A 13874-nucleotide genomic window follows, 5' to 3' on the forward strand; every position below is an offset into this window, starting at 1 on the left:
TCCGGCCCGGCGGTGCCCTGCGGGGCGGTGAGCGCCTCGACGGCGGCCTCCACGCGCCAGCAGGCGGCGGCGAGCCGGGCGTCGTGCGAGGCCTGCGGGTCGGCGGCGACGGCCACGAGCCCGCGCACCTCGCGGGCGCAGTCGTCGAGCAGCGCCAGCACCTGCCGGGCGCGGGCCTTGCGGGCGCGCAGCGGGCTCAGCGGGTGGACCAGCGGCGCGAGGGCCATCCGCACCCGGCCCAGCAGCAGCTCCAGCTCGGCGGCGTGGGGGGCGGGATCGGCGTCCGGGTCACCCGCGAGGCGGTCGAGGGAGGCGGCAGTGGACGCCCGTACGCAGTGCAGCGCGCGCTGGATCCAGGCGTCGTTGGCGGCGTGCGTCGTGACCGGGAGGACCAGGATCACGGCGAGCGACGCGCCCAGCGCGCCGACGGCCGTCTCCTGGAAGCGGAGCAGCAGCAGGCCGGGGTGCAGGACGCCGAGGAGCCCGTAGAGGAGGCCGGCCATGACGGTGACGAAGAACATCATCCAGGAGTACGAGGGCGCGGCCGTGTAGAAGATGCCGAAGACGCACACCGCGACGAGGGCGGCGGTGGGCGCGGGCGCTCCGTGCAGCGGTACGGCGATCAGCAGTCCGGCCGCGATGCCGATGACGGTGCCCAGCACCCGGCGGAATCCGCGGACCAGGGTCTCCCCGCGCGAGGCGGTGTTGACGAAGATCCACCAGGCGGTGCCGACGGCCCAGTACCAGCGGTCCTCGGAGAGCGCCTGTCCGAGGGCGAGGGCGAATCCGCAGGCGGCGGTGGCCTGGAAGGCCTGCCGGGTGGTGGGCCGGGCCAGGCCGGTGCCGGGCAGGCCCGGCGGGGCGGCCGGGGGCGGGGTGCGGCGCTCGATGGGCCACAGGACGAAGCGCGCGGCCCCCGCGGACAGCAGCGCCAGCCCGACGGCCGCGAACAGTTCCGGGAGCTGGGCGGGCACGGCGTGCAGGAACTGGGTGACGAAGAACATCATGAAGGCGAAGACGCCGAGGGCGTGGCCGCGCGGTCCCCAGCGGCGGGCGTACACCCCGGCGAAGACCACGGCGAGGAAGCCCGCGTCCCGGGCCTGGGGCATCCCGTGCAGGGTGGTGGCCAGCGCCAGGACCGGGAAACCGGCGGCGGGCAGCAGGGCGGTCGTCACCCGTTGGGCGCGGACGTCCGCGTCGAGGACGGTGAACAGCGCCAGCAGGGCGGCGAGTCCACCGGTGATGGAGGCGGTCAGGGAAAGGCCCGCCAGTTCGGCCGTGACGACGGCGAGTCCCACGCCGACGACCGCGCGCAGTGAGTTCCTGAGTCTGGTGCGCCCCGGGTCCGGAGCCACGAACATTCTCTTCACGGCGGTGTGCCGCCCCCCTTGCGATGGAGCACGCCGGGCCGCCTGCCGCCCGGGGGTGGTGGGCGGTGTGGGGGCACGGCGAAGGCGCCACGGTCCGGACCGGCCTCGTTGCCGTCCGGCGCTGCGTGGCGCCGTAAGTACATGGATACGCCACAGATAACCATCCGGAGGCCCACTGGCTCAAGCGGGCCCCCCGCCACTGGGCCATTGGCACAGTCGGGGCGGCCGGAAATCGACCGGGCTCCGGCCGGCGGACCAGGACGGCCCGAGGGCGGGTACGTTCGGCCGTACGGGGTGCGGCTCCGGCCACCCAGGCTGCGACGGGGGCCGCACCCCGGCGGGCCGCGCGGGGGCGTCAGCCGGTGTTGGGGGCCACCGCGGTGAAGAGGGCCCCGTCGGGGTCGCGCAGGGTGACGGAGCGGCTGGTGCCCGTGGTGTGGACCGGGGAGGCGACGGTTCCGCCGAGGGCCGTCGCCCGCTCGACGGCGGCTTCGAGGTCGGGGACGTGGAAGTGGGTGTGCCAGCGGGGGCGGACGTGCGGGTCCGGATCCGCCTCGACGGCGCCGCCGGTGATCCGGGCGACGGTGTCCCGGCCGTGCCGCAGGACCACGCGGTCGTGCTCGTAGGAGACGGTGCAGCAGCCCGTGCTGTCGTCGGCCCAGTCGAGGACCTGGCCGTAGAAGATCGCGGCGGCGAAGGCGTCTCGGGTGCGCAGTTCGAGCCAGGCGGGGGCGGAGCCCCGTCCCACGCTCCAGTCGGGGATGACACCGCCCTGCCAGAAGCCGAAGACGGCGCCGTCGGGGTCGGCGGCCAGGGCGGCGCGGCCCGTACCGAAGGGGAGCGGGCCGACGGCCACGGTCGCGCCGCGTTCGCGCACCCGTGCGGCGGTCACGTCGGCGTCGTCGACGGCGAAGTACGGGGTCCAGCCCACGGGGAGACCGGGCGAGGGGGCCGGCGCGCCGATGCCCGCCACGGGCGTCCCGTCCCGGAAGGCCACCGAGAGGCCGTCCCCGGTGTCGCGGAACTCCCACCCCATCACCGCGGCGTAGAACTCCTGGCCGGCCGGGAGGTCCCGGGTCATCAGGCTGACCCAGCAGGGCACGCCCGCGAGCTCATGGCTGGATGTCGACACCGGTCCCACGTCTCCTCTGCCGCGCGGCGTACGGAACCGGCCCACCGTAGCCCTGCCGGGCCGTGGGGACGGTAAGGCTCGGCAGCGCCCGCCCGATCGGACGCAGCGCGCCCGGCGGCGGCCGGGGGCGGCGGGGCGGGCCGGGCGGCGGGAGTCGGGGCGGCGTGGGGGTGCCGACCGGTTTCGAGGCGGGCATACCTTCCATACGTGCGGACATGTGCGCGCTCGGCCTTGGGTTGAAGGGATCATCCGGTGGCGTTTCCTCACATTCCTCAGATCGGCGGACGCGAAGCCTCCGCCCCGTGCGCGACCGCGTGGGCGGTGGGCGTGGTGATGGTGGTGACTCCTTGTCCGGCACGGGAGGCGCACCGCGTACTGGCCGCCGCGGCCGCGGCGGCGCACATCGGCGTCGAGGGGCTGGCGGCGGCGATGGCCGCCGCGGCGTGGGGCGTGAAGGCGCCCAAGGGAGTGGAGCGGGCCCTGCGGCGGGCCGTCGAGGCGGCCCGGACGGCGGGGGCCGACGGCGGCGGGGCGGGGACCGCTCCGGCCCGGCCGCTGGTGCCGAGCCGGGAGCGGACGCAGGAGGCCCTCGGCCGCTTCCGGGGATGCCGGGCGTGGCTGTGGGCCGACCCGGCGGACGCGGACGCCCGCCGGGCGATGGACGACGCCGTGTACACGCTGTGCGTGCTGATGGGCCGCCCCACGGCGCACGAGGCGCTCCGCGCCGCGGAACTGCGCCTCGCGGACGGCGCCCACCACGCTCCGCGGGGAATGGACGAGACCGGCCTCGCCGTCTGACCCACCGGGCCGGCGTCAAACCTCCCGCGCGCCGGATTCCCCCGGTCGGCCGAAGTCCGGTGGCCGCTCGGCCGATCGGGGGCTCTCATGGGACAGCGGGCGGTTTTCCGCCCACCCACGCAAGCGCGGAAAGGCGTCCTCATGTACGAAATGCGCGCTGAATCCCCGGACGGCCGGGGTGAGCTCCTGTGGCACGTCCTCGCCAAGGATCCTTCCTCCGGCACCCTCTGCGGCCGGCACGCCCCGCCACCGCCCGCCGTCCCCGCCATATCGGCGGAGACGACCGGCGAGCGCTACTGCGCGCCCTGCATGACGGCCTTCCGCTCCGCGGTGCAGGCCCATGCCGACAACGCCCTGAGCCCCGAAGCCGCGTAGCCGGCCGCCCGGCGCACCCGCGGCACCCGTCGAGCCCCACGGGCCCGGACACCGGAGGTCCCCGGTGTCCGGGCCCCCTGCGTGCGCCGCCGTCCCGGTTCAGGCGTCGTCGGGGACGTGGAGGTGCAGTACGCAGATGTCGTCGCGGTGGCGCGGCCGCAGGGCGGCGAGGGTCCGGGCGAGGGTTCCGCCCCGGCCCTCGCACACGAGGCGCAGGGCGGTGTCGGCGAGCCGGGCGAGGCCTGCTTCGATGTCCTCCCCCGGCTCCTCGACGAGACCGTCGGTGTAGAGCAGCAGATGGTCACCGGGCAGCAGATCGGTCACGGACTGTCCGTACTCGGACCCGAAGGCGGCTCCGAGGAGGAGGCCCTTCGGCTGCGGCAGGAAGCGCGCCTCGTCTCCGCGGATCAGCAGGGGCGGCAGGTGCCCGGCCCGTACCCAGGCCAGGCGCCCGTCCGAGGGCCGGTAGCGGCCCATCACCATGGTGGCGGTGGCGCCTTGGGACGGGTCGGCGGCGGTGTGGAGCAGCAGCCGGTTGAGCCGGGCCAGGACGTCGGGCAGCGCCGACCCCGTGATGGTCATTCCCTTGGCGGTGAACCGCAGCTGGGCCATGGTGCCGACGGCGGGCAGCCCGTGGCCCGCGACGTCCCCGACCACGAACAGGGCGCTGCGGTCGGGGAGTTCGATGGCGCTGTACCAGTCCCCGCCGACGTTGATCCCGCTGTCGGCGGGCACGTAGGCGACGTCGACGCAGAGACCGGCGAGTTCCAGGGACTGTTCGGGGATGGGCAGCAGGGTGTTCTGGAGACGGGCGGCGAGCGCGCGCTCCGCTTCGAACCTGCCGCGTTGGACGAGGACGTCGCGTTCGCTCTCCAGCAGGGCGAGCTCGGCGTCCTGCCGGGCGGTGACGTCCTGGAGGAGTCCGTGGACCTCGACCGGGCGGCCGTCGGCGTCCGTCTGTGCCTCGGCGACCATCCGGACGTGGCGCACGCCGTGGGGGGTGTTGATGCGGAAGGCCTCGTCCACGGACTCGCCCCGGCCCAGCAGCCGGGCGACCGCCGCGCTCACGGCGGGCCGGTCCGCCGTCGGCAGGTGGCGGGGCAGGTCCTCCAGCCGGACCGGCCCCAGGGCGGGGTCGCGCTCGAAGATCGCGTAGACCTGGTCGGACCAGACGGCCGTCCGCGTCACCGGGTTCCAGCCCGCCCAGCCGAGGTTGCCCAGCCGCTGCATGTCCGCCAGGCGCCGGACTTCCCGCTCCTCTCCGTCGTGGCGGACCCAGGACACGACCAGGTGTTCACCCATCGCGGTCGCCCGTACCGAGTACACGGACCGCTTCGGGACCCCGGCGAGCACCTCCTCGTAGGTGAACGGTTCGCCCTCGTACGGCCTCCCCGTCGTCAGCGCGTCCAGGTAGCCCTCCCACACGGCGGTGCCCGCCACGGTGGGGTACGTCTCCAGGACGCGCAGGCCCACGAGTTCCCGGCCCCGGCGTCCGGCCACGTCGACGGAGTCCGGGGCGGCCGCGTCGATCCGGTAGTCCTCCACTTCGCCGGCGGCCCCGCGCAGGGGGGTGAGCAGGACCGCGGGCCCCGCCAGGGCGTCGAGGATCCGCTGGACGGCGTCCGCGTCGGGAGGGGCCACGCCGGCCTCCGCCGCGCCGTCGGGCCGGGTGCGGCCGGAGCGTTCGAACGCGCGGAACGGGCCGCCGCAGAGCCGTACGGCGCGCCGCAGCAGGTCCCTGGTGGGCGGGTCGAAAGGCCCCGGTCCGGTCCGCAGGAAGCCGATGACGGCCCCGGGCGCACCGTCGCGGGACACGGGCAGCCAGGCGCGCGCGGGCCAGCGGTCCGGTGGGCCGATCAGCAGGTGGCGCCGGGCGTCGCGGACCGGATCCTGTAGCCACACCGGATGGCCGCCGGTGAGGGCCTGCAGGGCCGCGAGCCCGCCGAGCGGCGGGACGTGGCGCCACTGGCCGGCCACCACGTCGCCCACACCGGCGTGGCCCACCAGCTCCAGGGCGCCGCCGGAGGTCGTCACGTAGATCATCACGCCGTCCAGGTCCGGGACCGCCGCCGGGGACAGCTCCCCGCGGAGCAGCTCGGCGACGTCGTCGCCGGTGCGCGCGCCCACCAGCCCTTCGGCCAGCCGGGCCAGGATCGTGGCGGCGGCCGCCGGGCCGGTCGGTTCGCGGGTACGGAGGGACGAAGTGGTCGGCACCGGCGCGGGCGGGGGCGGATCCGGTGGGGACGGCGGCGTGGACTCCGCGCCCGCCCGTCCCAGGATGATCCAGCACTCTTCCAGGACGCTGCGGCCCCGCAGCGCGGCGTGCTCGACGAGCCGCTCGTGGGCGGCCTCGGCGGAGATCCCCAGCCGGCCCATGAGCACGCCCTCGGCCCGCTCCACGACGACCGCGGTCGCGATGACGCCCTTCAGGTCCACGACCTCGGAGCGCAGCCTGGCGACGGTCCTGGCCAGCGCGAGGACCTCGGGTGCCGTGCCCTCGCCGACAGAGGCGGCATCGCTGTCCATGCCACGAGCATGGCACGTGCGGCGCCCCGGCGGGGGCCCGTCGAGGAGCTCCGCCGACGCCCGCGCAGTCGCGCCCGGAGCCCGTACGAGGTGTACGGGGCCCCGCGGTGGGCAGTCGCCGGGCATGAGCTTCGAGCATCCGGCGGAGAGGCACGGCGACGGGCGGATCGGCCGTTTCGGGAAGCTGGCCGAGCTCGCCTCCAATTTCACGAGCTCGGCGGCGTTCTCCGTGGTGTGCCTGGCACTCGTCGCCGGTGTGGTGGTGCACCTCGCGGGCCTGCCCCTGGGCTGGCAGCTGTTCGCGGGCGACATGATGACGGCGGTGTCGCTCCTGCTGCTGGCCCTGCTGAAGAACGCCGAACGGCGCGCGGAGCACGCGATCCAGCAGAAGCTGGACGCGATCGCCGCCGCGCTGCTGGAGCAGCAGCGCGGCGAGCCGGGGCGGGCGGCCCGGCGGCTGCGGGAGGCCATCCGGGCGCACGACGAGGTCTAGTGTCGTGGCCGGCGAGGTGGGGCGCGCTCCGGTCGCCGGGGTCCGGACCGGCGGCGACCATGGGAGGGTGCACGGCGCACCGGTGGACGTTCTGGTCGCGGGCGCGGGCCCGGTGGGGCTGACCGCGGCGATCGAGCTGCGCCGGCGCGGGGTCGGCTGCCGGCTCGTGGACCGGCTGGCGGAGCGGATGCCGTACGCGAAGGCGGTGGGCATCCAGCCGCGCACGCTGGAACTGTGGGACCGGATGGGGCTGGTGCGGGCCGTACTGGACGCCGCGATCCCGATGCGCGGGCAGCTGGTGTACGTCGACGGCCGCGAGCGGGACCGGTTGGAGATGACGCTGCCGGCCGACGTCCCCTACGGTTTCGCCGCGCTGCCGCAGAACGAGACCGAGCAGCTCCTGGAGGGGTTCCTCGCCCGTTTCGACACCCGGATCGAGCGGCGCACCGAACTGGTGTCCTTCGCGCAGGACGCCGACGGGGTGACCTGCCGGCTCGTCGGACCGGACGGCGAGGAGGAGGTGCGCGCCCGGTTCCTGGTGGGGTGCGACGGGGCCCACAGCACGGTCCGCAGGGGGCTCGGCCTCACCTTCGAGGGCGGGGCGTTCCCCGAGGAGTACATGCTGGCCGACGTGGTGGTGGACTGGGACCTGCCGCCCGCGTACGGGGTCCGGTCCCTGCACCACGATGCCACCGGCGCCCTGGACGACCTGCTCGTGTGCATTCCCCTGCCGGGTCCGGGCCGGTACCGGGCGTCGATGCTGGTGCCGCCGGAGCTGTCCTCCCCGCCGGTCGGCGAGGACGGGGTGGCACACGGCCTGGAGGGCGGCCGGGCTCCCGGGCTGTCCCACGTGCAGGCGGTCCTGGACCGTCTGTCGCCGCAGCCGGTGACTGCCTCCGACCTGCGCTGGTCCTCGGTCTTCCGGATCAGCCACCGGATCGTCGACCGGTACGGGGACGGGCGGGTCTTCGTCGCCGGGGACGCGGCGCACATCCATCCCCCGACCGGCGCGCAGGGCATGAACACCGGTATCCAGGACGCCTGGAACCTGGCCTGGAAGCTGGCCCTGGCCGTCGACGGGACCGCGCACCCGCGACTGACGGCCAGTTACGACGCCGAGCGCCGACCGGTCGGCGAAGAGGTCGTCGGGCGGACCGTGCGGCACGCCAACCAGGGCGTGCGGGCCGGTGGCGAGGACCTGACCACCGTACTGATGCGCGAGGCGCAGCTGCTCGTCAACTACCCGGACAGCCCGCTCGTGCGCCCGCCGGATCCGGACGGCGCCGGCCCCGGACCGCGCCCCGGAGATCGCGCCCCCGACTGCGCCGGGCTGATCGGGCGCATCGAGAGCGGGCCCTTGCGCCTGCACGAGCTGTTGCGCGGCAGCGAGCACGTGCTGCTGGTCTGCGCCGACGGCCCGCAGGCCCCTTGCGTCCCCGAACTCGCCGCACTGACCGGCGGGTTGCCCGCGGGACGGCTCACGGCGTACGCGGTCCTCACCGAGGGCGGGACCGCGCCCGCCTGGGCCCCGATGCCGGTGTACCTCGACGGGCTCGGCGAGTTCCGCCGGGTCTACGGGGTCCGCGAGCCGACCGCCTTCGTGGTCCGGCCGGACGGCCACCTCGGGGCCCGGCTGTGCCCGCCGGCGGCCGGGGAGCTGTCGGCGTACCTGTCGGGGGTGTTCGGAAGCTGAGCCACCGGGGGCGGGTCACCGGGACCATATCGCCGGGGCCCTGTCTCCGGGGCCGTGTCTCCGCCGTCGCGGTCCTAGGGACTCTCCGCGACGGCGGCCGGGGCCGGAACCCGGCGGACGACGGCGGCCATCCCCGCGGCGCCCAGCACGGCCAGCAGGGCGGCCGCGCGCAGGACGGTCTCGATGGCGGAGCCGTCCGAGGCGGCACCCGCGACGGAGCCGCTGATCACCTCCAGGACGGTGGAGGCGACGGCCACCGCGACGGCCCCCAGCAGGACGAGGGAGGTCAGGACGAGCCCGGAGGCGGCCGCGAGGCGACCGGGCGGGACGTAGGACTGGGTGGCGACGTTGGTCAGTGCCCAGCCGAGGCCGACGCCCACGCCGACCACCGCGAACACGGCGGTGTAGACGACGAGCGAGGTCACCAGCGTCAGGACGAACAGGCTGACTCCGCTCAGCAGCATCCCGGCGGCCATCAGCCGCTCGGGGCGCACGCGCAGGGCGAGGTGGCCGGACCAGTAGCTGGCGGCTCCGGCGCCGACGGACAGGGCCAGGAAGATCAGCCCGGAGTCGAGGGGCGAGAGCCCGCGCGCCTGCTGGAGGTAGAGGGCCGAGAACACGGCGACGAGGCAGTACACGACGTTGGACACGGACCCGGCGAGGGTGACGGCGACGAAGGGGCCGTTGTGCAGGAGTTCCAGGTCCAGGAGGGGCTGCGGGCTGCGCCGCTCGATCAGGACGAACACGGCCAGCAGAACGGCGCCGCCGATGAAGCAGCCCAGGGTCGCCGGGGAGCCCCACCCCCAGTGCGCGCCCTGGTCCACGCCGGTCATCAGGGCCGTCAGGCCGCCCGCGAGGGTCACCACGCCGGGCAGGTCCAGGCCGCGCCCGGCCTCCTCGTCCCGGGTCTCGGGAACGAAGCGCAGCAGGAGCAGGGCCGCGGCGAGGGCGAAGGGCACGTTGAGCAGGAACACGGCGCGCCAGCTGACGTGCTCGGCGAAGGCCCCGCCGACGAAGGGGCCCAGGGCGATCCCGATGGCGCTGAAGGCGAGGACGGTGCCGACGGCGCGGCCCTGCCGTTCGTCCCGGAAATACGCGGTGACCACGGCGACGGACACGGGGAGGATCAGTGCGGCGGTGCAGCCCTGCACGAAACGTCCGGAGGTGAGCCAGGCGGTGTTGCGCGCGGCGGCGCACACCACCGAGACGAGGGCGAAGCCGGTGAGCCCGCAGACGAGGATCCGCCGCCTGCCGAAGAGGTCGGCGGAGCGGCCGCCGGTGACCATCAGGGCGCCGAGGGTCAGCATGTAACCGCTGACCAGCCACTGGAGGTTGGTGGTGGGGGTGTCGAACTCGCGCCCGATGACGGGGAGCATCAGGTTGAGGGCGAACCAGTCCATCTGGACCAGCAGCATCGAGATCGCGGCGGCCGCGATCACCGCCCGGTCCCGGCCGTGGAACAGCCCGCGTCTCCCGCCCGCCCCGTTCTGCTTCGTCATGCCGTCCGGCCCCCGGCCTGAGCCTCGTCCGCGGTCGGCACGCAGAGCACCGGGACGGGCGAGAGGTGCAGCAGCTTGTGCGGGGTGGAGCCGAGGAGGGCGCCGCGGATCGGGCTGTCGCCCCAGGTGCCGACGATGATGACCCGGGCGTCGTGGCGTTCGGCGGCGTCCAGCAGTGCCTGGGCGGGTTTGTCGTCGACCACCTCCACGGTGGAGGGGACCCCGGCCTCGTCGGCGGCCTCGACGGCCCGCGCGAGCGCGCTGCGGCCGGCCTGGAGGACGGCCTCGCGGTGGGCCCGGTACTCCTCGCCGGTGGCTCCGGGCGCGGCGGCTCCGTAGACGAGGACCAGGGGTTCCCCGAAGGCGGTGGCGACCTCCAGCGCCACGTGCAGGGCGCGTTCGGCGCCGGGGGACTCGTCGTAACCCAGGACCACGGACATCCGGCCTCCTCAGGACTTCCTGCCGCGTACGAGGGCCGGGTCGACGACGCCCCGGCGCTCCTGCCAGAACCTGCCGTCGCGGATCCGCCAGAAGCACATGAGGAGGAAGCCGGCGACGGCGATCCCGATGCCGATGACGAGGGGCGGGCCGAGGCCGAACCAGGAGACCCCGCCCGCGGAGTTCGCCGGGTTGGACATGTCGCCCACGGACTCCACCAGCAGCCAGGTCAGCAGGCCCGCGCCGACCAGCGGGCCGAGGCCGATGAGGAGGAAGTTGTGCGCGTTCTCCAGCAGGTGGCGGCGGTAGTAGACGGCGCAGGCCACGCCGGTGAGGGCGTAGTAGAAGGCGATGAGCAGGGAGAGCGCGGTGAGGGAGTCGAGGAGGGCGTTCTCGCTGATCTGGTTGACGGCGAGGTACCAGACGATGGCGATGGCGGCCACCCACCAGGTGCTCACGTCGGGGGTGCGGAAGCGGGGGTGGATGTGCGCGAGGTGCGGCGGGAGGGCGTGCCGGCGGGCCATCGACAGGGCGGTCCGGGAGGCGGGGATGATCGTCGTCTGGGTGGAGGCGAGGGCGGAGGTGCAGACGGCGAGGAGCACCATCCAGGCCCAGCCGCCCATCACCTCGTGCGCGAGGACGGCGAAGAGGGCCTCTTCCTGACCGGCGTTCTCGGCGAGGAACTGCGTACCGGCGTAGGCGACGACGGCGTAGCCGACGGACAGGTAGGTCACCAGGAGGACGATGGTGGACCAGATGCCCGCCTTGCCGGGCGCGGTGGCGGAGTCCTCGACCTCCTCGGTGAGGTTCACGGCCGACTCCCAGCCCCAGTAGATGAAGACGCCGAGCAGCAGTCCCCCGGTGAGCGCGGTGCCGCCGGCGCCGAAGGGGTTGAGCCAGCTGAGGGAGGGCGGGATGCCGCCGAGCGTGCTGGTGCCGGCGTAGACGCGGTAGAGGGCGACCACGGCGAACGCGAGCAGGAAGAAGACCTGGGCGAGGATCAGGACGTCCTGGAGCCGGGCGGACATCTCGGTGCCGATGACGCAGACGGCGGTCATCGCCAGGATCACCAGGACGCTCAGGCCCTGCCGGACCAGCTGGTTCGCGGCCAGGCCGTCGAGCCCGGCGGCGAGCAGGCCGAAGTGGACGGCGACGTCCGCGAGGGAGCCGATGACGAGTACGCCGGTCATGGTGATGGCCCAGCCGCCGAGCCAGCCCGCCCAGGGGCCCATGGCGCGGGTCACCCAGGAGAAGGTGGTGCCGCAGTCCTGGTCGACCTTGTTGAGGTAGTAGAAGGCGGCGGCGATCAGCAGCATCGGGACGAAGGACGCGAGCATCACGCCCGGTGCGTAGACGCCGACGAGGGCCACGATCGGTCCGATGACGGCGGCCAGGGAGTAGGCCGGCGAGGTGGAGTTCAGGCCGATGACGAGGGCGTCGAGGAAGCCGATGGCGTTGGCCTTCAGGCTCGCTTCGGCTTTGGGGAGGGTGCTGCCCGTTGCGCCGTGGTCGCCGTCGTCCATCTACGCATGGTCACGCACCCGGCCCGGCCGCGCGAGGCGGACGGGCCCGGCCGGGGGCGCGCGGTGCCGTGGTTCAGGGGCGGGTGTTCCACCCGGCCACGACCGGGAGTCCGTGTTCCGTGGACAGCACGCTGACCGTGCCGGTGCGCAGCAGGAAGAGCCTGCCGTCCTCGGGGGGCAGGCCGAGGTAGCGGGCGGTCAGGACGCGCAGGAAGTGTCCGTGGGCGACGAGCACCACGTCGCCGCGGTCCTCGCGCAGCACCGCGGCTGCCCTCGCCAGCGCGCGGTCCGCGCGGGCGCCGACCTGGGCAGCGCTCTCCCCGGGGTGGTGGTCGTCGCCCTGTGGGACCCCGTCGGTCCACAGCGACCAGTGGGGCACGGTCCGCTGGATCTCGGCGGTGGTGACGCCCTCGTAGCCGCCGTAGTCCCATTCGTGGAGGTCGGGGTCGGGGACCCCGTCGCAGAGCCCGGCGAGCCGGGCGGTGGCCACGGCCCGGCTCAGCGGGCTGGTCAGCACCAGGGCGGGTTGCCCGTCGCGGAAGAAGGGGGCCAGCGAGATGGCCTCCTCGACCCCGCGCGCGGTCAGCGACACGTCGGTGAGGCCCGTGTGCCGCCCGTTCGCGCTCCAGGCCGTCTCCCCGTGACGCACCAGCAGAAGATCACTCATGCTCCGGACCCTAGCTCGATCTCCGGCTCCGTCACAGGCCACGGCCCGGCCGCCAAGGGCCGGGCCGGCCGCCCGGGGCCGGTCGAAGCTCCCCCGTCCGCTCCCACATGTCGCCTTCCGCCGGACCGGGGGCCGTGCCACTGTCGGGCGTCATGGACGTGAACACCCGCCGACCGCTCCCGCGTGCCGCACGGGCCGCCGGGGCCGGGGGCTGACGGGTGGACGCGCGGGCGCTGCGGCCTTCCCTGACGGCGCTCATGCTCGCCCTGACCGCGGTCACCGGCCTGATCGAGGCGGTGAGCCTGCTCGCCCTGGGGCCGGTGTTCACGGCGATACAGACCGGCAACGTCCTCTTCCTGGCCTTCGGGGCGGCTCATCAGGGGAACCTGCCCTCGCTGCCGGCCGCCGTCTCGCTGGTGGCCTTCGCGCTGGGTGCGGTGTGCGGGGCCCGGATGGAGTCGGCCGCGGAGGGCCGCGGCTGGCGCTGGATGTGCCTGGGTCTGTACGCCGAGACGGCGCTGATCCTCGCCGCGTCCGCCGGCGGGTGGCGGGTGACCCCGCGGTTCGGCGATCCGGGGGCGCCGCACCTGGTGGAGGCGGCGCTGCTGTCGATGGCCATGGGCATCCGGAACGTGACGAGCATGCGGGTGAACGTGCCCGGTGTGCCGACCACGCTGGCCACCCGGTCCATGACCGGCCTGCTGGCCGGCTCGGCACTCGGGCGCGACAGTGCCTTCGGCTACGGGAGCGGGGCCTGGGCGCGGCGGGGACTGGCGGTACTGGCCATGTTCGCGGGCGGCCTGACGGGGGCGCTGCTGGTGCGGGCCGGGTGGAGCGTGGGCGAGGTGCTGCTCCCGGCGGCGGTGGTGGTGGCGGGGGTGACGGTGGTGCACCGGACCCCTGTTGCCGCTGCTGCACACCCGGTAGCCCGGCGGGCACTCCCCTCCGGCCGTTCGCGCCCCTCCGGTCATTCGCTGCGAAAACGCTGCAACTTTCCTCCGTCCCCGGTGGTGGCGACGCTCGTGTCATGGACGACCCTCCCCGCACCACCGACCGGGACACCGCCCTCTCCGCCGGGTTCACGGCGGGGGACGAGGGCGCCGTGGAGGCGGTCTACCGGCGCTGGCGGCCCCTGGTGCACTCCCTCGCCCGGCGTTCCCTGGGCGACGACCGCGAGGCCGAGGACGTGACCCAGCAGGTGTTCCTGGCCGCCTGGCGCGGCCGCGACGGCTACCGGCCCGGTCCGGGCGGGCTCGGCGCCTGGCTCACCGGGATCACCCGGCACAAGGTGGCCGACGCCCTGGAGGCCCGCGCCCGGCGGGCCCGTGCGGTGGCGGCCGCCGCCGTCGGCCTCGCCGGC

Annotated in this window: 13 protein-coding genes; 6 read left to right on the forward strand and 7 right to left on the reverse strand. The window is 75.0% G+C overall.

Annotated elements, in window-relative coordinates; genetic code table 11:
- Positions 1–1361 (reverse strand): FUSC family protein (locus ACEPPI_RS37030; protein WP_373919669.1); only part of this gene is annotated, 1361 nt, incomplete at its 3' end.
- Positions 1362–1725: 364 nt separating this feature from the next.
- Complete coding sequence (locus tag ACEPPI_RS37035; RefSeq protein ID WP_373919670.1) at positions 1726–2451, reverse strand: VOC family protein; 726 nt, start codon at positions 2449–2451, stop codon at positions 1726–1728.
- 303 nt (positions 2452–2754) lie between these two features.
- Between ACEPPI_RS37035 and ACEPPI_RS37040 the strand changes: the two genes are divergently transcribed.
- Together ACEPPI_RS37040 and ACEPPI_RS37045 are read left to right on the forward strand one after the other, a co-directional pair.
- Positions 2755–3300 carry a DUF5133 domain-containing protein gene (locus ACEPPI_RS37040; protein WP_373919658.1) on the forward strand — a complete coding sequence of 182 codons (546 nt, stop codon included), beginning with the start codon at positions 2755–2757 and terminating at the stop codon, positions 3298–3300.
- Positions 3301–3450: 150 nt separating this feature from the next.
- Positions 3451–3675, forward strand: coding sequence for a hypothetical protein (locus ACEPPI_RS37045; RefSeq protein WP_373919659.1), 225 nt, complete (start codon positions 3451–3453; stop codon positions 3673–3675).
- 99 nt (positions 3676–3774) lie between these two features.
- Here ACEPPI_RS37045 and ACEPPI_RS37050 read toward each other — a convergent pair whose 3' ends face one another.
- The gene (locus ACEPPI_RS37050) at positions 3775–6201 is read right to left on the reverse strand and encodes a SpoIIE family protein phosphatase (protein WP_373919660.1); all 2427 of its coding nucleotides are present in this window, start codon (positions 6199–6201) and stop codon (positions 3775–3777) included.
- Between the two features lie 124 nt (positions 6202–6325).
- Between ACEPPI_RS37050 and ACEPPI_RS37055 the strand changes: the two genes are divergently transcribed.
- Entirely contained in the window at positions 6326–6694 is a 369-nt protein-coding gene (locus ACEPPI_RS37055) for a hypothetical protein (protein ID WP_373919661.1), read from the forward strand.
- A gap of 67 nt (positions 6695–6761) precedes the next feature.
- Entirely contained in the window at positions 6762–8387 is a 1626-nt protein-coding gene (locus tag ACEPPI_RS37060; protein WP_373919662.1) for an FAD-dependent monooxygenase, read from the forward strand.
- A 74-nt stretch (positions 8388–8461) separates the two neighbouring features.
- Here the strand turns inward: ACEPPI_RS37060 and ACEPPI_RS37065 are convergent, their stop codons facing one another.
- The 4 genes from ACEPPI_RS37065 to ACEPPI_RS37080 all read right to left on the reverse strand — a co-directional run bounded on the left by ACEPPI_RS37065 (position 8462) and on the right by ACEPPI_RS37080 (position 12514).
- On the reverse strand, positions 8462–9886 hold the full coding sequence (locus ACEPPI_RS37065) for an MFS transporter (RefSeq protein ID WP_373919663.1): 1425 nt from the start codon (positions 9884–9886) through the stop codon (positions 8462–8464).
- Complete coding sequence (locus ACEPPI_RS37070; protein ID WP_373919664.1) at positions 9883–10326, reverse strand: universal stress protein; 444 nt, start codon at positions 10324–10326, stop codon at positions 9883–9885. Before ACEPPI_RS37070 ends, ACEPPI_RS37065 begins: the two co-directional genes overlap by 4 nt.
- A gap of 9 nt (positions 10327–10335) precedes the next feature.
- Entirely contained in the window at positions 10336–11847 is a 1512-nt protein-coding gene (locus ACEPPI_RS37075; protein ID WP_373919665.1) for an APC family permease, read from the reverse strand.
- Positions 11848–11920: 73 nt separating this feature from the next.
- On the reverse strand, positions 11921–12514 hold the full coding sequence (locus ACEPPI_RS37080) for a histidine phosphatase family protein (RefSeq protein ID WP_373919666.1): 594 nt from the start codon (positions 12512–12514) through the stop codon (positions 11921–11923).
- Between the two features lie 218 nt (positions 12515–12732).
- Between ACEPPI_RS37080 and ACEPPI_RS37085 the strand changes: the two genes are divergently transcribed.
- On the forward strand, positions 12733–13704 hold the full coding sequence (locus tag ACEPPI_RS37085; RefSeq protein WP_373919667.1) for a YoaK family protein: 972 nt from the start codon (positions 12733–12735) through the stop codon (positions 13702–13704).
- The coding region (locus ACEPPI_RS37090; RefSeq protein WP_373919668.1) for an RNA polymerase sigma factor at positions 13650–13874 on the forward strand (225 nt) is incomplete at its 3' end. The genes ACEPPI_RS37085 and ACEPPI_RS37090, both read left to right, overlap by 55 nt.

The sequence above is a fragment of the Streptomyces sp. AB3(2024) genome (genome assembly GCF_041862025.1).
Taxonomy (GTDB): Bacteria; Actinomycetota; Actinomycetes; order Streptomycetales; family Streptomycetaceae; genus Streptomyces.